Annotated in this window: 17 protein-coding genes and 2 tRNA genes; 11 read left to right on the forward strand and 8 right to left on the reverse strand. The window is 72.9% G+C overall.

Annotation, left to right across the window (positions count from 1 at the left end; translation table 11 throughout):
- A partial coding sequence (locus GA0115242_RS32955) for a PAS domain-containing protein (protein ID WP_141721840.1) occupies nt 1-1,814 on the reverse strand: 1,814 nt, incomplete at its 3' end.
- Between the two features lie 216 nt (nt 1,815-2,030).
- A complete protein-coding gene (locus GA0115242_RS32960) occupies nt 2,031-2,501 on the reverse strand; it encodes an SSI family serine proteinase inhibitor (RefSeq protein ID WP_093835086.1) in 471 nt (156 codons plus the stop codon).
- 187 nt (nt 2,502-2,688) lie between these two features.
- On the opposite strand from GA0115242_RS32960, the gene GA0115242_RS32965 reads away from it, so the two are divergent.
- Nucleotides 2,689-2,779 (forward strand) — tRNA-Ser (locus GA0115242_RS32965).
- Nucleotides 2,780-2,948: 169 nt separating this feature from the next.
- Nucleotides 2,949-3,021 (forward strand) — tRNA-Arg (locus GA0115242_RS32970).
- Nucleotides 3,022-3,154: 133 nt separating this feature from the next.
- On the opposite strand, the gene GA0115242_RS32975 is transcribed toward GA0115242_RS32970, so the two are convergent.
- Nucleotides 3,155-3,670: a hypothetical protein gene (locus GA0115242_RS32975; RefSeq protein WP_093835088.1), complete on the reverse strand. Its 516-nt coding sequence runs from the start codon at nt 3,668-3,670 to the stop codon at nt 3,155-3,157.
- A gap of 167 nt (nt 3,671-3,837) precedes the next feature.
- Between GA0115242_RS32975 and GA0115242_RS32980 the strand changes: the two genes are divergently transcribed.
- From GA0115242_RS32980 to GA0115242_RS33015, 8 genes are all read left to right on the forward strand, one after another.
- The gene (locus GA0115242_RS32980) at nt 3,838-4,803 is read left to right on the forward strand and encodes a DUF2797 domain-containing protein (protein WP_093835090.1); all 966 of its coding nucleotides are present in this window, start codon (nt 3,838-3,840) and stop codon (nt 4,801-4,803) included.
- 221 nt (nt 4,804-5,024) lie between these two features.
- The gene (locus GA0115242_RS32985) at nt 5,025-5,948 is read left to right on the forward strand and encodes an amidohydrolase family protein (RefSeq protein ID WP_093835092.1); all 924 of its coding nucleotides are present in this window, start codon (nt 5,025-5,027) and stop codon (nt 5,946-5,948) included.
- A gap of 317 nt (nt 5,949-6,265) precedes the next feature.
- The gene (locus tag GA0115242_RS32990) at nt 6,266-7,006 is read left to right on the forward strand and encodes a response regulator transcription factor (protein ID WP_161353401.1); all 741 of its coding nucleotides are present in this window, start codon (nt 6,266-6,268) and stop codon (nt 7,004-7,006) included.
- Nucleotides 7,003-8,637 (forward strand): sensor histidine kinase, encoded by a 1,635-nt coding sequence (locus GA0115242_RS32995; RefSeq protein ID WP_093835096.1) that lies wholly within the window; start codon nt 7,003-7,005, stop codon nt 8,635-8,637. Before GA0115242_RS32990 ends, GA0115242_RS32995 begins: the two co-directional genes overlap by 4 nt.
- Before the next feature lie 14 nt (nt 8,638-8,651).
- The gene (locus tag GA0115242_RS33000) at nt 8,652-10,220 is read left to right on the forward strand and encodes a bifunctional glycosyltransferase family 2/GtrA family protein (protein ID WP_093835098.1); all 1,569 of its coding nucleotides are present in this window, start codon (nt 8,652-8,654) and stop codon (nt 10,218-10,220) included.
- Nucleotides 10,217-12,658: an ArnT family glycosyltransferase gene (locus GA0115242_RS33005; protein WP_237549445.1), complete on the forward strand. Its 2,442-nt coding sequence runs from the start codon at nt 10,217-10,219 to the stop codon at nt 12,656-12,658. Before GA0115242_RS33000 ends, GA0115242_RS33005 begins: the two co-directional genes overlap by 4 nt.
- Before the next feature lie 242 nt (nt 12,659-12,900).
- On the forward strand, nt 12,901-14,361 hold the full coding sequence (locus GA0115242_RS33010; protein ID WP_093835100.1) for an MFS transporter: 1,461 nt from the start codon (nt 12,901-12,903) through the stop codon (nt 14,359-14,361).
- A gap of 110 nt (nt 14,362-14,471) precedes the next feature.
- Nucleotides 14,472-15,221 (forward strand): TetR/AcrR family transcriptional regulator, encoded by a 750-nt coding sequence (locus GA0115242_RS33015; RefSeq protein ID WP_093835102.1) that lies wholly within the window; start codon nt 14,472-14,474, stop codon nt 15,219-15,221.
- A gap of 178 nt (nt 15,222-15,399) precedes the next feature.
- Here the strand turns inward: GA0115242_RS33015 and GA0115242_RS33020 are convergent, their stop codons facing one another.
- The 4 genes from GA0115242_RS33020 to GA0115242_RS33035 all read right to left on the reverse strand — a co-directional run bounded on the left by GA0115242_RS33020 (nt 15,400) and on the right by GA0115242_RS33035 (nt 20,104).
- A complete protein-coding gene (locus GA0115242_RS33020; RefSeq protein WP_093835104.1) occupies nt 15,400-15,873 on the reverse strand; it encodes a PPOX class F420-dependent oxidoreductase in 474 nt (157 codons plus the stop codon).
- A gap of 242 nt (nt 15,874-16,115) precedes the next feature.
- Nucleotides 16,116-16,937 carry a YceI family protein gene (locus GA0115242_RS33025; protein WP_093835106.1) on the reverse strand — a complete coding sequence of 274 codons (822 nt, stop codon included), beginning with the start codon at nt 16,935-16,937 and terminating at the stop codon, nt 16,116-16,118.
- A gap of 148 nt (nt 16,938-17,085) precedes the next feature.
- Nucleotides 17,086-19,599 (reverse strand): MFS transporter, encoded by a 2,514-nt coding sequence (locus GA0115242_RS33030; protein ID WP_093835108.1) that lies wholly within the window; start codon nt 19,597-19,599, stop codon nt 17,086-17,088.
- Nucleotides 19,600-19,612: 13 nt separating this feature from the next.
- Nucleotides 19,613-20,104, reverse strand: a complete 492-nt coding sequence (locus tag GA0115242_RS33035; RefSeq protein ID WP_093835110.1) for a MarR family winged helix-turn-helix transcriptional regulator — start codon at nt 20,102-20,104, stop codon at nt 19,613-19,615.
- Nucleotides 20,105-20,300: 196 nt separating this feature from the next.
- Between GA0115242_RS33035 and GA0115242_RS33040 the strand changes: the two genes are divergently transcribed.
- A complete protein-coding gene (locus GA0115242_RS33040; protein ID WP_093835112.1) occupies nt 20,301-20,501 on the forward strand; it encodes a hypothetical protein in 201 nt (66 codons plus the stop codon).
- 13 nt (nt 20,502-20,514) lie between these two features.
- Here GA0115242_RS33040 and GA0115242_RS33045 read toward each other — a convergent pair.
- Nucleotides 20,515-20,984 (reverse strand): hypothetical protein (locus GA0115242_RS33045; protein WP_237549446.1); only part of this gene is annotated, 470 nt, incomplete at its 5' end.

Raw genomic sequence — 20,984 nt, forward strand, 5'->3', positions numbered from 1 at the left:
ACCCCGCCCTCCCCGGCCGGTTCACCGCCGTCCCCGGCGGCGTCGCTCTCCAGGAAGGCGTCGACGGAGGCCCGCCGGGCCCGCCGCCGTCCGCCGCCGGGGGCCTGCTCCTCGACCGGCGGCGCCTCCTGCGGCACGACCGGGACGGCACCCGCGCCGCCGCCGATGGGCACCTCGAGGACGAACGCGTTGCCGCTCATGCCCGGCACCTCATGGGTCTGCAGCACCCCGCCGTGAGCGCGCACGATCCCGCGCACGATCGGCTCGTGCACCGGGTCGCCGCCCGCGTACGGCCCGCGCACCTCGATCCGGACGACCTCGCCGCGCTGCGCCGCCGCGACCACGACCGTGTTGTCCAGGTAACCGCCCGCCGACACCGGGGTGTTGCCGGTGGCGTCGACACCGGCGACGTCCGCGATCAGGTGCGCGAGGGCGGTGGCGAGCCGCTGCGGGTCCACCTCGGCCTCGATGGGCGGGGCGTGCACCGCGAACTGCACCCGGCCGGGGCCGATCAGCTCGACGGCGCCGTCGACACCGGCCGCGACGACCGCGTCCAGCATCACCTTGGTACGGCTGACCTGCTCCCCGCCGGTGTCCAGGAGCTGGTAGCCGAGGACGTTGTCGATGAGGGTGGTGATGCGCGAGTAACCGGCCGACAGGTGGTGCAGCACCTGGTTGGCCTCGGGCCACAACTGCCCGGCGTCGTCGGCGGCGAGCGCGGCCAGCTCGCGGCGCAGCTCGTCCAGCGGACCGCGCAGCGACCGCCCCAGCAGCGTCAGCAACTGTTCGTGCCGCCCGGCCAGCGCCTCGTACCGGTCCTTCTCCCGCTCGCCGAGGGCGGCGATCCGCTCCTCGCCCGCGGCCAGCTCCTCGGCGTGCCGCTCGGTCAGCTCCTCCAGCTCGGTGACGTGCTGGTGGCGCAGCGCGGTCAGTTCGGAGGCGTGCTCCTCGTCGATCCGCTCCAGATCCTGGTGGTGGCGCTTCTCCGCCTCCTCCTTCTCCTCGGCGAGCACGTCGAAGGGCCGCCGGTCGGTGAAGGTCATGACGGCGCCGACGAGCTGGTCGCCGTCGCGCACCGGGGCGGTCGTCAGGTCGACGGAGACCGGGTCGCCGGACTTGGACCAGACGACCTGCCCGCGCACCCGGTGCTTGCGCCCGGAGCGCAGCGTGTCGGCGAGCGGCGACTCCCCGTACGGGAACGGCCCGCCGTCGGCCCGCGAGTGCAGGACGAGGGTGTGCAGCTCCTTGCCGCCGAGGTCGCTGGCGCGGTAGCCGAGGATCTGCGCGGCGGCCGGGTTGACGAGCACGATCCGCCCGTCGGTGTCGGTGCCGACGACGCCCTCGCTCGCGGCCCGCAGGATCATCTCCGTCTGCCGCTGCGAGCGCGCCAGCTCGGCCTCGGTGTCCACGGTGCCGGTGAGGTCCCGGACGACCAGCATCAGCAGCTCGTCGCCGCTGTAGCCGTAACCGTCGTACGCCTGCTGGCCGTTCTCCAGGTTGGCGCTGGTGACCTCGACCGGGAACTCGGTCCCGTCGGTGCGGCGCGCGATCATCCGGGTCGGCTTGGTCTGCCCGCGCGGGTCCATGTGGTCGGGCCTGCGCATGGAGCCGGGGATCAGCTTGGAGTCGAACTGCGGCAGCAGATCGAGCAGCCCGCGCCCGACGAGCGCGGTACCCGGGGCCTCGAAGGCCTCCAGCGCGATGGTGTTCGCGTTGACGACGGTCCCGTTGGCGTTGACCAGGACCAACGCGTCGGGCAGTGCGTCGAGTATCGCTGCGAGGCGAGCAGCGCCTCGGGATGGCCTGCTGCTCACGAGACGCTTCCTCCCTGTTACCGCACCTTGCCGACCGCTCGGGTCATCTTGCCAACCGACCCGCTGCGTGTCACCCGAGGGAGTCTACGACCCCGGGTACCGCCGGGGGCGCTCAATGAGAGGGAGGTCGCACGTCGAAGTGACGCAGAACATGTGACCGCCAGCTCAGGCCCACGGGGGATTCTCCGGGACGGCGCCGGGAGGGCCGCGGGACGGTCAGGAGCGGCCCCGGGAACGGGGGCTCAGATCGGGCAGCAGAGGCACGAGCCGGTCCCACTGCCCGATGTGGCAGCCGTCGGTGCGGTCGAAGGAGGCGTCCACGGGCCGTCCCGCCCAGGTGCCGGTGACGTGCGCGGTGGCCGGGCCGCCGTACTGCATGGTGCAGATGCTGTCGTCCGGGACGGGCGCGAAGGTGTCCCGGCCCCACTGGGTGATGCGGTCGAGACGGGAGCAGGCGGCGTCGGCGTCGGGGTGGCTGCCGGCGGCGGGGTGGCAGTTCAGCTCGAACGTCCCGTCCCACCAGCCGTCGCCACCGGCTCCGCCGAGGTGCCGGACGGTCACGGTGAGACGGTCGCCGACCCTGCCCCCGCCCGCGTCGGCGGCGGCGGAGGGCGCGAGGGCCGACCCGGCGAGGACGGCGGCGAGGAGGACGGCGGCGCGGGGAGCGTGCGGGAGGAGTCGAGGCATGCCCTGCCTAACGCGGCACACCCCCGGGACGATGCGGCGGACCGCCGCCGGACCGCCGCCCGGCCGCCCCGGAAGCGCTTTGCCCCGCGGCCCGCCCTCCTAGTACCGTGGGAGCCGATTGGTGACAGCGCGCTCATCTGTGTCATCATCTGCACGCACCACTCGCGCTCGCGCGGGGGGTTGTGCTGGAGGCGTCGCCTAGTCCGGTCTATGGCGCCGCACTGCTAATGCGGTTTGGGTCTTAAAGCCCATCGAGGGTTCAAATCCCTCCGCCTCCGCGCAAGATCACGAAGCCCCGGTCCCAGGACCGGGGCTTCGTCGTTTCCGCAGCTCACAAGGGGTGACCCGAACGGATTTCACATGGCGGCGGCAGTCATGTAATGTTCTTCCTGTCGCCGCAACGGCCCGCGAAACACCGGACCGAAAGCCAAGACAACAACAGAACAAGCACTCGTAGCTTAACGGATAGAGCATCTGACTACGGATCAGAAGGTTGCAGGTTCGAATCCTGCCGAGTGCACACAGGTGAGAGGCCCCGGAGAGATCCGGGGCCTCTTGCGTTGTGGTGCGGGTGGTTGCGGAGTGCGGCCCCTGTCGGATTCCGGCCCCGTTTCTCGGGGCCGTTCCTTCAGGGGCGCGGGTCCTCCGGATGCTCAGGCCGCTGTCCAGCGCCAGGCGTTCGCGCTGTACGCGCATCTGATCGTCGTGCCGCTCGCCGTGCTGGTGACCGCGCCGTGGTCGCTGTTGCGGCAGAACTGGCCCGCCGAGTAGCAGTTCCCCGCGTTCGAGACGATCGAGCAGGTTCCGGTGCTCGTACTGCCGCCACCGCCACCGCCGCTGCTGCCGCCGCTCCCCGTGTCGGCGACCCTGGCCGCCGCCGTCTTGGTGACGGTCACCGTCGGAGCGGGCTTCGCCTTCACCTTGACGGTCTCCGTGACCGTCGGCGCGGGTTCCGGCGTCGCCGTGATCGTGGCCGTCGCGGTCACCGTCGGCGCGGGTCTCACCTTGGCCTCGACCGGCTGCTGTTCGGCGTTCCCCGTGGAGCCGATCAGCGCGCCCGTGAGGAACAGCGCCGAGCCGCCGAGCCAGACCAGGGCCCGCTTGTGGAGCGGGCGGGGGTGGGGCGGGCGCTGCGCGGGCGGGGTCGGCACGGTGTACGGGTTGGTCATCTCTTCCCCCCTGGAAGTGTTGCGTGGAGTGACCGTAGTTCCCGACAGAGTGATGTGTGGGAGATGTGCGCATGAGGTGTCCAATCTGTGACATCCCCCGGTTTCCGATGCCGGCCGGCGGTGCCAGGACCGTCCCGTTGTCAGTGGCGGCCCCTACTCTCGAAGAGATGGCACAGGCATGGAGGTGCTCGGGGCTGCGCTGGGGTGCGGGCGGGCCCGAGCTGGTGTGGGACGGCGGTCGGCGCTCCGCGCTGACCTGGGGGAAACACGTGGCCTTCCGGGTCGCTGAAGGGGGTGTGCGGACCTGTGTGGGTGCTCGCGGGCACGGCTGCCCGCTGCGCTCCGTCGTGTCGGCGCGGAGCACGGGGGCGCGGTGCGAGGAGTGCGCGCGGCTGGACCGGGCGCACTCCGTCGCCGCCGACACCCTCGCCGACGACCCCCGGCCCTACCGCGTCTACCTCGCGTGGTTCGGGCCCGGCCTGGTCAAGGTCGGCATCACCCGGGCGGAACGGGGCTCCGTCAGGCTCCTGGAGCAGGGCGCCGTCTGCTTCAGCTGGCTCGGCACCGGGCCCCTGATGGCCGCCCGGCGCTGCGAGGAGCTGCTGCGTGCCGCGCTCCGCGTGCCCGACCGCGTCCCGTACACCGAGAAGCGGGCCGTCCGCTCCTCGCTGCCCGGCACCGGAGCCGAACGGGCCGCCGAGGTCGAGGAGTTGCACGCCCGCGCGAGCACCCTCGACGGCTGGCCCGAGTCGCTCACCCGTGAGCCCTGCCGCACCGTCGACCACGCGGACGTCTTCGGCCTCGCGGGGCTGGAGCCCGCCCTCGGGGAGATCAGCGCGCTCGTCGCCGGAGGCGCGCTCAGCGGGGAACTGGTCGCGGCCGCCGGACCCGACCTCCACCTCGCGATCCACGCCATCGACACCGGTACCGGTACCGGTGGTGCGGGCGGTCGCGGGGACGCGGCTCCCGGCCGGGACGTCGTCGTCCTCGACACCCGGCTCCTGCGGGGGTGGGAGCTGTGGCCCGGGGGAGGGGCGCGGGAGGAGGGTGCGCTGGGTGGTGAAGTCCGCTTTCCCGTGCGGGAGTTCCGGCGTGACGACGACGGGGGCGCCGTCCAGGACGGGCTGTTCTGAGGCGCTTCGTCAGTGGGCGGGCTGTTCTGAGGCGGTTCGCCAGTGGGTGGGCTTCTCTGCGGGGGTGCGTCGGTGGGCGGGCCTCTCCGCGGCTTCGGCCGCAGGTACCTCGGTGATCCGGCGCCCTGGCTCGCCCGGCCGTCCGGCGCTCCGGCACGGGCGGTGGAGGAGTGAGGGTAGAAACGAGTGGGGACAGCGAAGCCGCGGCACGGGGAGGGCACATGCAGCAGACACAGGGATCGGCGGACGGGGAAGCGCTCCTGCCCGCCGAGGAGACCCTCCTGGTCCGGCGGTTCCAGGAGCGGCTGGGGATCCCCGGGCTGGTCGACGTCCACACCCACTTCATGCCCGAGCGCGTCCTGCGCAAGGTCTGGGCCTACTTCGACTCCTTCGGGAGCGGCGCCACCGGGGGCATCGACTGGCCCATCACCTACCGGCACGACGAGGACGAACGGCTCGCGGTCCTGCGGGGGTTCGGGGTGCTGGCCTTCACCGCCATGCTCTACCCGCACCGGCCCGGCATGGCCGAGTGGCTCAACGGCTGGGCCGTGGAGTTCGCCCGCCGCACCCCGGACTGCCTGCACACCTCCACCTTCTTCCCGGAGCCCGGCGTCGAACGGTACGTCGGCGAGGCCGTCGAGCGAGGGGCCCGCGTCTTCAAGGCGCATGTGCAGGTCGGCGCCTACGACCCGACCGACCCCCTGCTCGACCCCGTCTGGGGGCTGCTCGCCGAGGCCGGGGTGCCGATCGTGATCCACTGCGGGTCCGGGCCCAACCCCGGCGCGTACACCGGGCCCGAGCCGATCGCGCGGGTGCTGGCCCGGCACCCCGGGCTGCGCCTGATCGTCGCGCACCTGGGGATGCCCGAGTACGAGGACTTCCTCGGCCTCGCCGAACGGTACGGGGAGGTGCGGCTGGACACGACGATGACGTTCACCGACTTCAGTGAGCGGATCGCGCCGTTCCCCGCGCGGGCGCTGCCCCGGCTGGCCGCCCTCGGCGACCGCGTCCTGCTCGGCAGCGACTTCCCGAACATCCCCTATCCCTACCTCCACCAGCTCCACGCCCTGGAGCGTCTCGGCCTCGGCGACGACTGGCTGCGCGCCGTCTGCCACGACAACGGGCGGCGCCTTTTCCGCCTCTAAGGACCGGATCGGCGGTCGTGGCCCTGGCCCCTGGTCCCTGGCCTCTGGCCTCTGGCCCCTGGCGGCTTCCGCCTGTCCCCCGCGCGCCCGGCACGGCGGCGACGGATGCACTCGCACGGCGGACCAAGGCCCGTCCCCCGCGCGCCCGGCACGGTGCCGCCGGAGGCTCTCGCCCGGCGGCTCCCCCGTCCCCGCCGCGCCCCCCACCTCACCCCGCCGGCTTCCCATGGCTTCCCTGAGAGGCTCCTGTGGGTTTCTCAGAGAATTCACAGGTGGTGGAAAGGGTGCTCTCAGAGGACACCGACAAGGTGTCCATCATGACCACGACCTCGCCCCAGGGGCGCACCGAACTGCTGAGGCCGGACGGGAGCCCCGTCCGCGTGCTTGTGGTGGACGACGAGTTGTCGATCACCGAGCTGCTCTCCATGGCCCTGCGCTACGAGGGCTGGCAGATCCGCAGCGCCGGTGACGGCACCGGTGCCATCCAGACCGCCCGGGAGTTCCGCCCCGACGCCGTCGTCCTCGACATGATGCTGCCCGACATGGACGGCCTCACGGTGCTGGGCCGGCTGCGGCGTGAACTGCCGGACGTGCCGGTGCTGTTCCTCACCGCCAAGGACGCGGTGGAGGACCGCATCGCGGGTCTGACGGCCGGGGGCGACGACTACGTCACCAAGCCGTTCAGCCTGGAGGAGGTCGTGGCCCGGCTGCGCGGTCTGATCCGCCGTTCCGGCGCGGCCGACCGGCGTTCGGACTCCGTGCTGGTGGTCGGCGACCTCACCCTGGACGAGGACAGCCACGAGGTCTCCCGCGGCGGCGACAACATCCACCTCACCGCGACCGAGTTCGAGCTGCTGCGCTTCCTGATGCGCAACCCGCGCCGGGTGCTCAGCAAGGCGCAGATCCTGGACCGGGTCTGGTCCTACGACTTCGGCGGCCAGGCCAACGTCGTCGAGCTGTACATCTCCTACCTGCGGCGGAAGATCGACGCGGGCCGGGAGCCGATGATCCACACCCGGCGCGGGGCCGGTTATCTGATCAAGCCCGCCGTCTCATGACCGGGCGGCGGCAGTCGCGCCAGCGGAAGCGACGGCCGGGACAGCCGCGCACCCTGCGCGCGCGGCTCGTCGTCGCGTCCGTGATCCTGATCGCCGTCGTCTGCGCCGTGATCGGCACCGTGACCACGCTCGCCCTGCGCTCGCACCTGTACGAGCAGCTCGACGGCAACCTGAAGGACGTCTCCGCCCGTGCGGGCGGCATGGGCGCCCCGCCCGGCGGCCTCAAGGGCGGTGAGCCGGGACAGGACAACTCCGTCAGCCAGGTCGGTCCCACCTCCGTCAACCTGGACGAGTTCGTCACCCGCGGCCCGCTGGTGGTGGGCACGCTGATCGCGAAGGTCCAGAACGGCAGCATCACCGACTCCAAGATCGGTGAGAAGGACGCCGCGAGCGCCGACGACAACCCCATGAAGCCGGGCGACCTGACCACCGCGCAGGAGCGGACCCTCGCGAGCGTCGCGCACGACGACAAGCCGCACAGCGTCGACCTCCCCGGCCTCGGCGGCTACCGCGTCATGTACGTGGACGGCACCAAGGGCACCTACTACGTCGCCATCCCCACCAAGGACACCGACTCCACCCTCAACACCCTGATCCTCGTCGAGGTCAGCGTCACGGCCGCCGGTCTCGGCGCCGCCGTCATCGCCGGGTACGTGCTGGTCGGCGTCGCCACCCGCCCGCTGCGCCGGGTCGCCGCGACCGCCACCCGGGTCTCCGAACTGCCCCTGCACACCGGCGAGGTGAACCTCAGCGAACGCGTCGCCGAGTCCGAGACCGACCCGCACACCGAGGTCGGCCAGGTCGGCGCCGCGCTCAACCGCATGCTGGACCACGTCCACGGCGCGCTGCACGCCCGTCAGCAGAGCGAGATGCGGGTCCGCCAGTTCGTCGCGGACGCCAGCCACGAGCTGCGCACCCCGCTCGCCTCCATCCGCGGGTACGCCGAGCTGACCCGGCGCGGCCGGGAGCAGGTCGGCCCCGACACCCGGCACGCCCTCGGCCGGATCGAGTCCGAGGCGGGCCGGATGACCCTGCTCGTCGAGGACCTGCTGCTGCTCGCCCGGCTGGACGCGGGACGCCCGTTGCAGTTCGAGCAGACCGACCTGATCCCGCTGGTCGTCGACACCGTCAGCGACTCCCGCGCGGCCGGCATGGACCACGTCTGGCGCCTCGCCCTGCCCGACGAACCGGCGCAGGTGTCCGCCGACGCGGCCCGCCTCCAGCAGGTGCTCGTCAACCTCCTCGGCAACGCCCGCAAGCACACCCCGCCCGGCACCACGGTCACCGCCCGGGTGCAGCGGCGCGGCCCGTGGATGTGCGTCGACGTCGAGGACGACGGCCCCGGCATCCCCGCCGAGCTGCTCCCGCACGTCTTCGAGCGGTTCGCCCGCGGCGACTCCGCGCGCTCCCGGGCGACCGGGTCGACCGGGCTCGGCCTGGCCATCGTGCAGGCCGTGGCGACCGCGCACGGCGGCGCCGTGACCGTCGACAGCGTCCCCGGCCGCACGGTGTTCACCGTGCATCTGCCCGCGCTCGTCCCGCAGGGCCCCCGGCCGGACTCCGAAACGAACCGGCAACCGCACTCACAGGCACAGCACAGTGCCACCACATGGGTGCAACAGGGCGCTTGACAAGAGTCGTTGCCATGCGAACCGACTCTTCTTCCGGCACCCTGCCGGCGCGGGAGCACCTCCCGGCCGGCGACGCCGGTACGCCTGTCCTGGACGTCGTGATCCCCGTCTACAACGAGGAGAAGGACCTCGAGCCGTGCGTGCGCAGACTCCACGACCACCTCAAGCGCACCTTCCCGTACGCCTTCCGCATCACGGTCGCGGACAACGCGTCGACGGACGCCACCCCGGCGGTGGCGGCACGGCTGGAGGCGGAGATCCCCGAGGTCTCCCACTTCCGTCTGGAACAGAAGGGCCGGGGCCGCGCCCTGCGGACGGTGTGGTCCGCGTCGGAGGCGCCGATCCTCGCCTACATGGACGTGGACCTGTCGACCGACCTGAACGCGCTCCTCCCGCTGGTCGCGCCGCTGATCTCGGGCCACTCCGACCTCGCGATCGGCTCCCGGCTGGCCCGCTCCTCGCGCGTGGTGCGTGGCCCGAAGCGGGAGTTCATCAGCCGGGCCTACAACCTCATCCTGCGCGGCTCGCTCCAGGCCCGGTTCTCGGACGCCCAGTGCGGCTTCAAGGCGATCAGGCGGGACGTCGCCCAGGTGCTGCTGCCGCTGGTCGAGGACACCGGCTGGTTCTTCGACACCGAGATGCTGGTGCTGGCCGAGCGGGCGGGCCTGCGCATCCACGAGGTGCCGGTGGACTGGGTCGACGACCCCGACTCCACCGTCCACATCGTGAAGACGGCGACCGAGGACCTCAAGGGGGTGTGGCGGGTGGGGAAGGCGCTGGCCTCCGGCTCGCTCTCCCTCGACCGTCTCGCCCGGCCGTTCGGCGACGACCCGCGCGACCGGGACATCCAGGACGTGCCCAAGGGGCTGGCCCGCCAGCTCGTCGGGTTCTGCGTGGTCGGCGGTCTCTCGACCCTCTTCTACCTGCTGCTCTACAGCGTCTTCCGGCAGTTCTCCGGCTCGCAGGTCGCCAACGCGCTGGCGCTGCTGGTCTCCGCGGTCGCCAACACCGCGGCCAACCGGCGGCTCACCTTCGGCGTGCGCGGCCGCGGCGGCGCCGTCCGCCACCAGGCCCAGGGTCTGGTCGTGTTCGGCATCGGGCTCGCCCTGACCAGCGGCTCGCTGGCCGCCCTGAGCGCGGCGAGCAGCGACCCGGCGCACTCCACGGAGCTCGCGGTCCTGATCGCCGCCAACCTCGCGGCGACGGTCCTGCGCTTCCTCCTCTTCCGCGCCTGGGTCTTCCCGGACCGCAGGGACGCCGCCGACGACCGCCCCTCGACGGTCGTCGCCTCCCACACCCCCGCGCCCGCCCCGGCCCACGCGACGCACCCCGCCCCGACGTACGCGACGGGCCCCGCGCCGTCGTACGCGACCGGCTCCGCCACGCCGTACGCCACCGCCCCGGCCCCGACCTGGGCTACGGGTACGGACGCCTCCCGCGCGACGGGTACGGACTCCCCCCGCGCCACGGGCACGCACCCCACCTACGCGGCGGGCCCGGCCCCGGCGTACCCGGCGGCCCAGGCCCCGAGGTACGCGCCGGTCCGCCCCCACGACTCCACCGAACCGGGGGACGAGCGATGACCACCCAGTACGACGAGACGACACGCCGGGGAGGTGCGGACCCCGGGGACGGGCAGAACCCCGGGGACGGGCAGAACCCCGGGGACGGGCAGAACCCCGTCGACCGGCAGGATCTGGCCGACGGGCGGCATCCGGCCGACGGGCGGGATCTCGCCGACCGGCCTGACCTCGCTGACCAGCGGGGCCCCGCCGACCGGCAGGCCCCCGCCGACCCGCACGGCGCCGTCCCCTCGCCGTCCGTACCGGACGGGACCTCCCCCGCGGGCGGCGAGCCGCGGCAGCCGCTGCTCAGGAGAGCCTGGCGCGGCAGGCCCGAGGACCCGCGCTGGGCCCGCCCGGCCTTCCTCGGGCTGCTGCTCGCCACCGCGCTGCTCTACCTCTACAACCTGAGCGCCTCCGGCTGGGCCAACTCCTTCTACTCGGCGGCCGTCCAGGCGGGCAGCAAGTCCTGGAAGGCGATGTTCTTCGGCTCGCTGGACTCCGCCAACGCCATCACGGTGGACAAGCCGTCGGCGTTCCTGTGGCCGATGGAGCTTGCGGTCCGGGTCTTCGGCCTGAACTCCTGGGCGATCCTGGCCCCCGAGGTCCTGATGGGCGTCGGCACGGTCGCCGTCGTCTACGCCTCGGTGCGCCGCCGCTTCAGCCCCGGCGCCGGTCTGCTCGCGGGCGCGGTGCTCGCGCTCACCCCGGTCGCGGCGCTGATGTTCCGCTTCAACAACCCGGACGCGATGCTGGCCCTGCTGATGGCGCTGGCCTGCTACTTCGTGGTCCGCGGGCTGGAGGACGGCCGGACCGGGTGGCTGGTGTGGGCCGGGGTCGCGATCGGTTTCGCGTTCCTCGCCAAGACCCTCCAGGCGTTCCTGATCCTGCCGCCGCTCGCCCTCGTGTACGCGATCTGCGCGCCGGTGTCCGTGCGCCGCCGGATCGGTCAACTCCTGGCGGCGACGGGCGCGTTGATCGTGTCCGGTGGCTGGTGGGTGGCGATCGTCGAGCTGTGGCCCGCCTCCTCCCGCCCGTACATCGGCGGCTCCCAGAACAACTCGTTCCTCGAACTCACCTTCGGCTACAACGGGTTGGGCCGGTTGAACGGCGAGGAGACCGGCAGCGTCGGCGGTGGCGGCGGCGCGGGCGGCACCGGGATGTGGGGTGAGACCGGCTGGGAGCGGATGTTCAACTCCGAGATCGGCGCCCAGATCTCCTGGCTGCTGCCCGCCGCCCTGATCCTCCTTGCGGCGGGCCTGGTCGCCACGCGCAGGCTCGGCCGGACGTCCGTGACCCGGGGCTCGTTCCTGGTCTGGGGCGGCTCGCTGCTGATGACGTGGATCGTCTTCAGCTACATGGCGGGCATCTTCCACCAGTACTACACGGTGGCGCTCGCCCCCTACATCGCGGCCGTGGTCGGCATGGGCGCGGGCATCCTCTGGGAGAAGCGCGCCGAGGTCTGGGCGTCCCTCGCCCTCGCGGCCTCCGTGGTGGCGGCCTCGGTCTGGGGCTACGTGCTGCTCGACCGGGGCTCCGGCTACGAGACCTGGCTGAAGTGGCTGGTCCTGGTCGGCGGTCTGACCGGCGCGCTCGGGCTGATCTTCGCGAGCCGGATCAGGCGCCGACTCGCCCTCGCGGCGGTGGCGGTGAGCGTCCTGGCCGCGCTCGGCGGTCCGACGGCGTACACCCTCAGCACGGTCGACTCCGCGCACACCGGGTCGATCCCGACCGCGGGACCGTCCGGCACGGGCTTCGGCGGGATGGGCGGCGGCCCCGGCGGTGGCCGCGGCGGTATGGGCGGCGGTATGCCCGGCGGCCAGGGCGGCACCCGCAACCAGCAGAACGGCAACGGCTTCCCGGGCGGCGGCAACGGCAACGGCGGCTTCGGCGGCGGCATGCCGGGCCAGAACGGCCAGGGCCAGCAGAACGGCAACGGCGGCACCCAGGGCCAGGGCCAAGGACAAGGCCAGGGACGGGGCCAAGGCCAGGGACAGGGCCAGGGCCAGAACCAGCAGGGCGGTGGTCCCGGCGGCCAGGCCGGTGACGGCGGTGGCATGGGCGGCGGCGGTGGCGTCGGCGGCCTGCTCAACGGCGCGACGGTCAGCTCAGAGGCCAAGAAGCTGCTGACCGCCGACGCCGACCGGTACACCTGGGTCGCGGCGGCCATCGGCGCCCAGAACGCGGCGAGTTACCAGCTCTCCACCGGCGACCCGGTGATGGCGATCGGCGGCTTCAACGGCACCGACCCGTCCCCGACGCTGGCCCAGTTCAAGAAGTACGTGGCCGAGGGGAAGATCCACTACTTCGTCTCCAGCGGCTCGGGCGGCGGCATGGCGGGCGGGGGCAGCAGCACCGGCACCTCGACGCAGATCACCTCGTGGGTCGAGAAGACCTACAAGAAGGTGACGGTCGGCTCGGCCACCTTCTACGACCTCACCCAGAAGGCGACCGACTGACCGAAGGACCGGCTGGCCGACTGGCCAGGTAGAAGGGCGGTGACCCCGGTCACCGCCCTTCGCCATGCCCCGGACGATCGGACCGCCATCCCCCGGACGCACGGAGGACCGCCGCGTCCCGGACGGACGGAGGACCGCCGCGTCCCGGACGAACGGACCGCCGCGTCCCGGATGAGCCGCCCCCCCGGGCCCCACCCACCGCTCGTTGTACGTCGTACAAGACCTGTTCTACGGTGTACGACATGACGACGACCCCACAGGGCCATCCGCAGCGCTGGCTCATCCTCGGTGTCATCTGTCTCGCGCAGCTGACCGTGCTGCTGGACAACACCGTCCTGAACGTGGCGATCCCCTCCCTGACGACGGAGTTGGACGCGACCACCTCCGACATCCAGTGGATGATCAACGCGTACTCGCTCGTCCAGTCCGGCCTGCTGCTCACCGCCGGGAGCGCGGCCGACCGGTACGGCCGCAAGAAGATGCTGGTCGCGGGCCTCGCCCTCTTCGGCGTCGGCTCGCTGGCCGCCGGACTCGCCTCCACCACCGCCCAGTTGATCGCCGCGCGGGCCGGGATGGGCATCGGCGGCGCCCTGCTGATGACGACCACGCTCGCCGTCGCGATGCAGATCTTCACCCCCGGTGAGCAGCCCCGGGCGATCGGCATCTGGGCCGCCGTCAACTCGCTCGGTTTCGCGACGGGTCCGCTGCTCGGCGGCTTCGTGCTGAACCACTTCTGGTGGGGCGCGATCTTCCTGATCAACCTGCCCGTGGCCGCGCTCGGCCTGGTCGCGGTGGTGGTGCTGGTCCCCGAGTCGAAGAACCCGTCGGGCGACCGGCCCGACCTGCTGGGCGCGCTGCTGTCCACGGTCGGCATGAGCGCCCTGGTCTTCGCGATCATCTCCGGGCCCCCGCACGGCTGGACGTCGGGCCGGGTGCTGGCGAGCGCCGCCGTCGCCGTCGTCGTCCTCGCGCTGTTCGGGTACTGGGAGAGCCGCGTCCCGTACCCCATGCTCGACCTGCACTTCTTCCGCAACCGCCGGTTCACCGGGGCGGTCGCGGGCGCCGTGCTGATCGCGTTCGGCATGGGCGGCTCGCTGTTCCTGCTCACCCAGCACCTGCAATTCGTGCTCGGCTACGGCCCGTTGGAGGCCGGACTGCGCACCGCGCCGCTCGCGCTGACCATCGTCGCCCTCAACTTCTCGGGTGTCGCGGCGAAGTGGACGGCCCGGCTCGGCACGCCGCTGGCCATCGCCGCCGGGATGATGCTGATGTCGGGCGGTCTGGTCGCCATCGCGCTGCTGGCGTCCGGCGGCTACCCGGGGACGCTGCTCGGGCTGCTGCTCATCGGCGCGGGCGGCGCGATCGCGAGCCCCGCGATGGCGCACGCCATCATGAGCGCGATACCGCCCGCCAAGGCCGGGGTCGGGGCCGGGATCAACGGCACCCTGGCCGAGTTCGGCAACGGGCTCGGCGTCGCCGTCCTCGGTGCCGTGCTCAACTCCCGTTTCCTGGCAGTGTCGTTGCCGGTGGCGCTGGCGGCGGCCGGTTCCGCGGCGGAGCAGCGGCGGGTGACGGACTCGTTCTCGGCGGGCCTGGAGACGAGCCTGCTGGTCGGCGCGTGCGCGGTGCTGCTGGGCGGGGTGCTGGCCGCGGTGCTGCTGCGCAGGGCCGAACGGGCAGACTCCGCGGTGGTGGCCGCCTAGGGGGGCGGGTGCTTGGGTAGGCGTGCGGCTGCGGCTCGTTCGGGCTGGTCGCACGGTGTCCCCGGGGGCCTCGGGGCGGCCGGTGTGCGGGAAGCGAGGAAGGTGTGCCCATGGCGAATGCGGCCGGTCGGACCAGCGTGTGGCTTGACGGCAAGGCCCGGCGGGGCGGACGCGGCGGGCAGCCGTCGGGGCTCGACCGCGAGCGGATCACCGCGGCCACCGTCCGGCTGCTGGACGCGGAGGGGCTCGCCCGGTTCTCGATGCGCAGGCTCGCCGCCGAACTGAACGTCACCGCGATGTCCGTCTACTGGTACGTCGACACCAAGGACGACCTGCTGGAACTCGCCCTGGACGCGGTCTACGGCGAGCTGCCGCCGCCCGATCCGGCCGCTCCGCAGGAGTGGCGCGGCGGACTCAGGGAGCTGGCCCGCGCCTACCGGTCGCTGCTGGTCCGCCACCCGTGGCTGTCGCCGCTGGTCGGCACGTACCTCAACATCGGCCCGAACGCGCTGGCGTTCTCCCGGGCCGTCCAGCAGACGGTGCGCAGGACCGGCCTCCCGGCGGCCCGGCTGACCGGCGCGATCTCCGCCGTCATGCAGTTCGTGTACGGCTTCGGGACGATCGAGGGGCACTTCGGGGCGCGGGTCGCGGCGGCGGGCATGACCCACGACGAGTACCACCGGCACGCGGTGAGCACGGCGAGCCAGGACCCGGGAGCCGCCGCGATGATCGAGGAGTCCGCCGACATCACGGCGGCCCGCGGCGGCGACACCCCGCAGGAGATGTGGGAACGGGATTTCACCTTCGGCCTCGACCTCCTGGTGGCGGGCATCGAGGCGATGGTGGAACGCCGGGACTGATCCCCGCCGCGGGGTCGCGGGACGCCGGGAGCCGAGCCGCCCCACGCCCCGCCCGAACACGCCCCCGACCCCTGACTGGCCACGCCCGAACGAGGCCCCCTGCCCCGGCCACGCCCGAACGCGGCCCCCTGCCCCGGCCACGCCCCGACGCGGCCCCCTCCCGGCCCCGCCGCGCGCCCTACGCCTCCGGTGTCGCCAGGCGGGCCGGGAAGCCGCCGGTGGCCACCGGGCCCCACTTCTCCGGGGTGATCCGGATGATCGACTTGCCCTGCTGGGTCATGGCCGCCCGGTACTCGTCCCAGTCCGGGTGCTCACCGGCGATGTTGCGGTAGTACTCGACGAGCGGCTCGACGGAGTCGGGGCTGTCGATGACCTCGGCGGTCCCGTCGATCTGGACCCACGGCCCGTTCCACTCGTCGCTCAGCACGACGAGGCTGACCCGGGTGTCCCGCTTGGCGTTGCGCGTCTTGGCCCGCTCGGGGTAGGTGGACATGACGATCCGGCCGGAGTCGTCGACCCCGCAGGTGAGCGGAGAGGCCTGCGGCCCCCCGTCGCCGCGCCGGGTGAGCAGCAGCGCCCGGTGCCGGGGCCGTACGAAGTCGAGCAACTCGTCGAGGGAGACGCGGGTGTTGGTCGCGATGTTCGGTGCCATGCCGCCACCCTAGGCCGTGCCCCGCCGATCCCCCGGCAACTCCCCCACGCCCCCGAGGCCCCCACAGCCCCCGCGGACCCCGAGGCCCTCACAGCCCCCGCGGCCCCCACAGCCCCCGCGGCCCCCACAGCCCCCGCGGCCCCCACCCGCATCGCTTCCGCTCGCCCCCGGGTCACGCCCGCGGCAGCACCGCCCCCGGGACGCCCCGGGACGCCCCGCGACACGTCCCCGTCGCCCCCGGGTCACCCCTGCGGCAGCGACTCCCCCTGCACTGCCTGGACGTCCAGTTCCACGCGCAGGGTCGTGCCGATCGCCGCGATGCCCGCCTGGACGACCTGGTTGTAGTTCATCGCGAAGTCCTCGCGGCGCAGCTCCGTCGTGGCGCGGAACGCGGCGCGGGTGCCGCCCCACGGGTCGGCGCCGGTGCCGAGGTAGGCGAGGTCGAGGTCGACCGGGCGGACGACGCCGTGCAGCGTGAGGTCGCCGTGGACGGTCCAGCGGTCGGCCCCGGCCGGGGTGAGGCCGGAGGAGCGGAAGGTGATCTCCGGGAACCGCTCGACGTCCAGGAAGTCGGGGGAGCGCAGGTGGTCGTCGCGCATGGTGTTGCCGGTGTCGATGGAGGAGGCGCGGATGACGGCCTCCACGCGGGACTTCTCCACCTCGTCGGGGGCGATCTCGATCCGCGCGCCGAAGTCGGTGAACCGGCCCCGCACGCTGGAGATCCCCAGGTGCTGGGCGACCGCGCCGACCGAGGAGTGCGCCGGGTCGACGGTCCACGCTCCCGGCGGCGGCAGTTCGGTGCCGCCCTGCCTGGCCAGCGTCACACTGCCCAGGTCGGCCCGTCCGCTCGCGGTGACGAGCGCGCTGGAGGCGACGGGCGCGTACCCGATCGCCGTGACGATCACGGTGTAGGCGCCCGGCGCGAGCGCGTCCGGGTGCCGGACCGCGCCCTCGGGGTCGGCCTCGGCACGCACCACCTGGGTGCCGGTCATGTCGGTCACCGTGACGACCGCGTGCGACACGGCCCATCCGTCCCTGGTACGGATCTTCGCGGTCAGTGCCATCCCGTTTTTCTCCTTGCGGGCCTTGCCGATGATGCGTGGGGTCGAGCGGCGGCCGGACGGTGCCCGGCCGCGGGGTGGGGCGGGAGCGGGACCGGCCCGTGGCGGGACGCCCCGGTCGGAGGCGTGCCCACCACGGGCCGGTGCTGAACTACTCGCCCGGGTGTGCGAGTTCGATGTCGTGCCCGTCGACGCCCGGACCGGTCACCGTCAGCGCGGTGGCGGCCGGCGGGTAGCCGGTGGCGATGACGGTGTACTCGCCGCCGTTCAGGTCGGCGAAGGCGTACGCCCCGTCGACCCCGGTGGTGGCGGTGCCGACGACGTTGCCCGCCGCGTCGACCAGGGTGACCCGCGCGTCGGCCAGCGGCCCGTGCGGTGCCCGGACGACGCCCTGGAGCTGGGCCCCCGCGTCGAGGTCGACCTCGATCCGGGTGACCCCGGCGCCGCCCACCTCGACGGGCAGCGCCCGCGGCCGGTACCCGGCGGCGTTCACCGCGACGGTGACGGCGCCCGGCACCAGTTCGGCGAACGCGAACTCGCCGTTGTCGCCGGTGGTCCCGGTGGCCAGCAGGTCGCCGCGCACATCGGTGACGATGACCATCGCGTCCTTGACGGCCAGTCCGGTCTGCGCGGCCCTGACCAGGCCGTTCAGCCCGCTGGTACCGCTGAGCAGGATGTCGTACGCGACCGGGTCGCCGTTCACGACGATGGTCGAGGCCTGCGGCTGGAAACCGTCGGCGGAGGCGATCAGCACGTACGAGCCGGTGCCGGGCGCGTCCACCGCGTAGGAGCCGTCGGCCTGCGCGACCGAGCGTCCGAGCTGCCGTCCCGCGAGCGAGATCAGCGTGACGGCGGCCTGCGCCACCGGCGCGCTCTCGGCGCCCCGCACGAAGCCCCGCACCGGGATCCCGCCGGGTCCGGCCGGCTGGTCCTCGGGCCGGGCGGCGGTGGCGAGCGCGGCGAGCGGCTGGGTGCCGCCGGGCGCCGCCTCGGTGACGGCGGCCGTGGCCGCGGCCGGGACCGGGCTCGGCGCGGACGCCTGGGCCGGGTCTGCGGCCTCCTCGTCGCCCGCGGTCTGGGCCATGGCGCCCCGGGTGCGCAGCGGGACCTCCTTGATGAACAGCGTGATCAGGAAGGCGAGCAGCGCCATCACGGCGCCGATCAGGAAGACGTCCGCGATGCCGTGGCCGTAGGCGCTCTCCATGACGGTGCGCAGCGGCGCGGGCAGCTTGTCCATGTCCGGGATGCTGCCGGTGGAGCTGGAACCGGCCAGGGAGGCGTACTTGGGGCCGAGACCGGCGATGCCGTCCTGGGCGTAGTGGGTGATGCGGTTGGCCATCACGGCACCGAGCGCCGAGACGCCCATGGCACCGCCGAGGGACCGGAAGAAGGTGACCGTGGAGCTGGCCGAGCCGAGGTCGGCGGGGTCGACCTGGTTCTGCGTGGAGAGGACCAGGTTCTGCATCATCATGCCGACGCCGAGACCCAGCAGGGCCATGAAGACGGCCGTCTTCCAGTAGTCCGTGTCGTAGCGGATGGTGCCCAGCAGGCCGAGGCCGGCCGTGATGAGCACGCCACCGCTGACCAGCCAGGCCTTCCACTTGCCCGTGCGGGTGATGAACTGCCCGGAGACGGTGGACGAGACGAACAGGCCGCCGATCATCGGGATGGTCATGACGCCCGACATGGTCGGCGACTTGTCCCGGGCGAGCTGGAAGTACTGGGCGAAGAAGACGGTGCCGGAGAACATCGCGACGCCGACGAACATCGAGGCGAGCGAGGAGAGGGTGATCGTCCGGTTGCGGAACAGCCGCAGCGGGATGATCGGCTCCTTGGCCCGCGACTCGACGAAGACGAAGATCAGGCCGAGCAGGATCGAGCCCGCGACCATGGTGTAGGTCTGCCACGACAGCCAGTCGTACTTGTCACCGGCGAAGGTGACCCAGACCAGCAGCAGCGAGACCGCGGCCGAGATGAAGAACGCGCCCGCCCAGTCGACCTTCACGTCCCGCTTGACGACGGGCAGGTGCAGGGTCTTCTGGAGCACGATCAGCGCGATGACGGCGAACGGCACGCCGACGTAGAAGCACCAGCGCCAGCCGAGCCAGCTCGTGTCGGTGATGACACCGCCGAGCAGCGGGCCGCCGACGGTGGCGACGGCGAAGGTCGCGCCGAGGTAGCCGGAGTAACGGCCGCGCTCGCGGGGCGAGATCATCGCCGCCATCACGATCTGCGCGAGGGCGGAGAGGCCGCCGACGCCGATGCCCTGCACCACGCGGCAGGCGATGAGCATGCCGGGGTTCTGCGACAGACCGGCGGCGGCCGATCCGAGCACGTAGATGACCAGGGCTATCTGGACGAGCGCCTTCTTGTTGTACAGGTCGGCGAGCTTGCCCCACAGCGGGGTCGCGGCGGTCATCGCCAGCAGCGTGGAGGTGACGACCCAGGTGTAGGCGGACTGGCCGCCGCCGAGGTCGCCGATGATCTCCGGGAGGGCGTTCGAGACGATCGTGGACGACAGGATCGCCACGAACATGCCGAGCAGCAGTCCGGAGAGTGCTTCCATGATCTGCCGGTGCGTCATGGGGACGTCGCCGGAGGGACCGGTGGATCCTCCCCCGTGCTTGGCATGAGCCCGCACACCGGCTGGTGTGGTCGTTGCCATGGACTTCCTTATCTCACGTGTTCGCGGGTGTACGGGTGGTCGGTGCGAGTGCGGGTGGCGGGAGCCTGGTCGGCGCGCGGCAGTCGTCGAAGCTCGAACGCAGCCGCGTCATCAGGACGATGAGCTGGGCGACCTCGTCGTCGCTCCAGTCGCCGAGGCGGTCGGCGAGCAGTTGGGCGGTCCGCTCGGACAGCTCCTCCAGGAGGGCGACGCCCGCCGGTGTGAGGTGCAGGATCCGGGACCGCCGGTCCGCCGGGTCGGGGGAGCGGTCGATCCAGCCGCGCTCGGCGAGGTGCGCCGCGTGCCTGCTGGTGACCGACATGTCCACCGAGAGCAGCTCGGAGAGCTTGCTCATGCGCATGGCGCCGTGGCGCCCGAGGAGGGTCAGCACGGCCGCGCTTCCGCTCGGGCAGTCGGACGGCAGGATCCGCCCCAACTCCCGTTTCACGGCCCCGAAGGCGCTGAACTGACGGAGCAGCTCCTCGTACTGGGCCCGCTCGGCCATCCCCAACCTCCCGCTTTGTTGCTTGGGGCAACCATAGAAGTTGTTGGTTGCCACAGGCAAACAAAAAGGGGTTCACAGCGGACAAAAACTTGGCAAAGCCAAGTATTGCGAAAGTAAACGCGCAGGTGAGGGCAGTCGGGGGCACCTCGGGCCCCGCACTTGGGCCCGCACCGCGGATTCGCTAGGGTCTCGTGCCATGGCTAACCCCCAGGGCCCCCAGGGCAACCACGACCCGGCCGGCAGCACCCAGATGTTCCGCGCGTTCGTCGACGAGGGCCCGCAGGGCCGTCAGGCGGCGCAGCAGCCCGTCTCCTCCGGCCCGCGCGTCGGTCTGATCGTCGGCGTCGTCGTCGCGGTCCTCGTCGTCGCGGCCGTAGCCTGGCTCGCCCTCAAGTAACCGACCACGCGGGCTACTTCCACCGGACGGTCACGTCCCGCGTCTCGACGTGCATGCCCCACGGCACCCGCCAGGCGTCGACGCACACCGTCCAGGTCCTCTCCACGCGCGCCCCGGCCCCGATCGGCGTCGGCAGGTCCTCGGTCGAACCGACCGTCGCCCAGTCGACGCCCAGCGCGCCGATGACGTGCGTCCCGAACGCGACGGTTCCCGAACGCACCGCGCTCCCGCCGGAGTTGCGCAGCACGAGCGTGACGTCCTCGCACCACCGCTGCTCGCCGTCGGCCCGCACGGGCGGGTCCCAGGTCAGCGCGGCGGGCGTGGCCCCGGTGGGCGGCGCCGACCCCGGCGCGGTCCCCGCCGGCGGCGTACCGCCTCCGGGGGTGCTTCCCCCGGCCGCCGAACTCCCGCCCCCGGACGCCGGCTTCCCGCCCGAGCCGTCCGCGGCGGACGCGGCGCCGGTCGCCTCCCGTCCGCTCCCCG

The sequence above is a fragment of the Streptomyces sp. SolWspMP-5a-2 genome (assembly GCF_900091845.1).
GTDB lineage: Bacteria > Actinomycetota > Actinomycetes > Streptomycetales > Streptomycetaceae > Streptomyces > Streptomyces doudnae.

Excerpts from the sequence above, each read along its gene's own strand:
- GA0115242_RS32960 (WP_093835086.1), bottom strand. The coding sequence starts at position 2,501 with ATGCCTCGACTCCTCCCGCACGCTCCCCGCGCCGCCGTCCTCCTCGCC.
- GA0115242_RS32975 (WP_093835088.1), bottom strand. The coding sequence starts at position 3,670 with ATGACCAACCCGTACACCGTGCCGACCCCGCCCGCGCAGCGCCCGCCC.
- GA0115242_RS32980 (WP_093835090.1), top strand. The coding sequence starts at position 3,838 with ATGGCACAGGCATGGAGGTGCTCGGGGCTGCGCTGGGGTGCGGGCGGG.
- GA0115242_RS32985 (WP_093835092.1), top strand. The coding sequence starts at position 5,025 with ATGCAGCAGACACAGGGATCGGCGGACGGGGAAGCGCTCCTGCCCGCC.
- GA0115242_RS32990 (WP_161353401.1), top strand. The coding sequence starts at position 6,266 with ATGACCACGACCTCGCCCCAGGGGCGCACCGAACTGCTGAGGCCGGAC.
- GA0115242_RS32995 (WP_093835096.1), top strand. The coding sequence starts at position 7,003 with ATGACCGGGCGGCGGCAGTCGCGCCAGCGGAAGCGACGGCCGGGACAG.
- GA0115242_RS33000 (WP_093835098.1), top strand. The coding sequence starts at position 8,652 with ATGCGAACCGACTCTTCTTCCGGCACCCTGCCGGCGCGGGAGCACCTC.
- GA0115242_RS33005 (WP_237549445.1), top strand. The coding sequence starts at position 10,217 with ATGACCACCCAGTACGACGAGACGACACGCCGGGGAGGTGCGGACCCC.
- GA0115242_RS33010 (WP_093835100.1), top strand. The coding sequence starts at position 12,901 with ATGACGACGACCCCACAGGGCCATCCGCAGCGCTGGCTCATCCTCGGT.
- GA0115242_RS33015 (WP_093835102.1), top strand. The coding sequence starts at position 14,472 with ATGGCGAATGCGGCCGGTCGGACCAGCGTGTGGCTTGACGGCAAGGCC.
- GA0115242_RS33020 (WP_093835104.1), bottom strand. The coding sequence starts at position 15,873 with ATGGCACCGAACATCGCGACCAACACCCGCGTCTCCCTCGACGAGTTG.
- GA0115242_RS33025 (WP_093835106.1), bottom strand. The coding sequence starts at position 16,937 with ATGGCACTGACCGCGAAGATCCGTACCAGGGACGGATGGGCCGTGTCG.
- GA0115242_RS33030 (WP_093835108.1), bottom strand. The coding sequence starts at position 19,599 with ATGGCAACGACCACACCAGCCGGTGTGCGGGCTCATGCCAAGCACGGG.
- GA0115242_RS33035 (WP_093835110.1), bottom strand. The coding sequence starts at position 20,104 with ATGGCCGAGCGGGCCCAGTACGAGGAGCTGCTCCGTCAGTTCAGCGCC.
- GA0115242_RS33040 (WP_093835112.1), top strand. The coding sequence starts at position 20,301 with ATGGCTAACCCCCAGGGCCCCCAGGGCAACCACGACCCGGCCGGCAGC.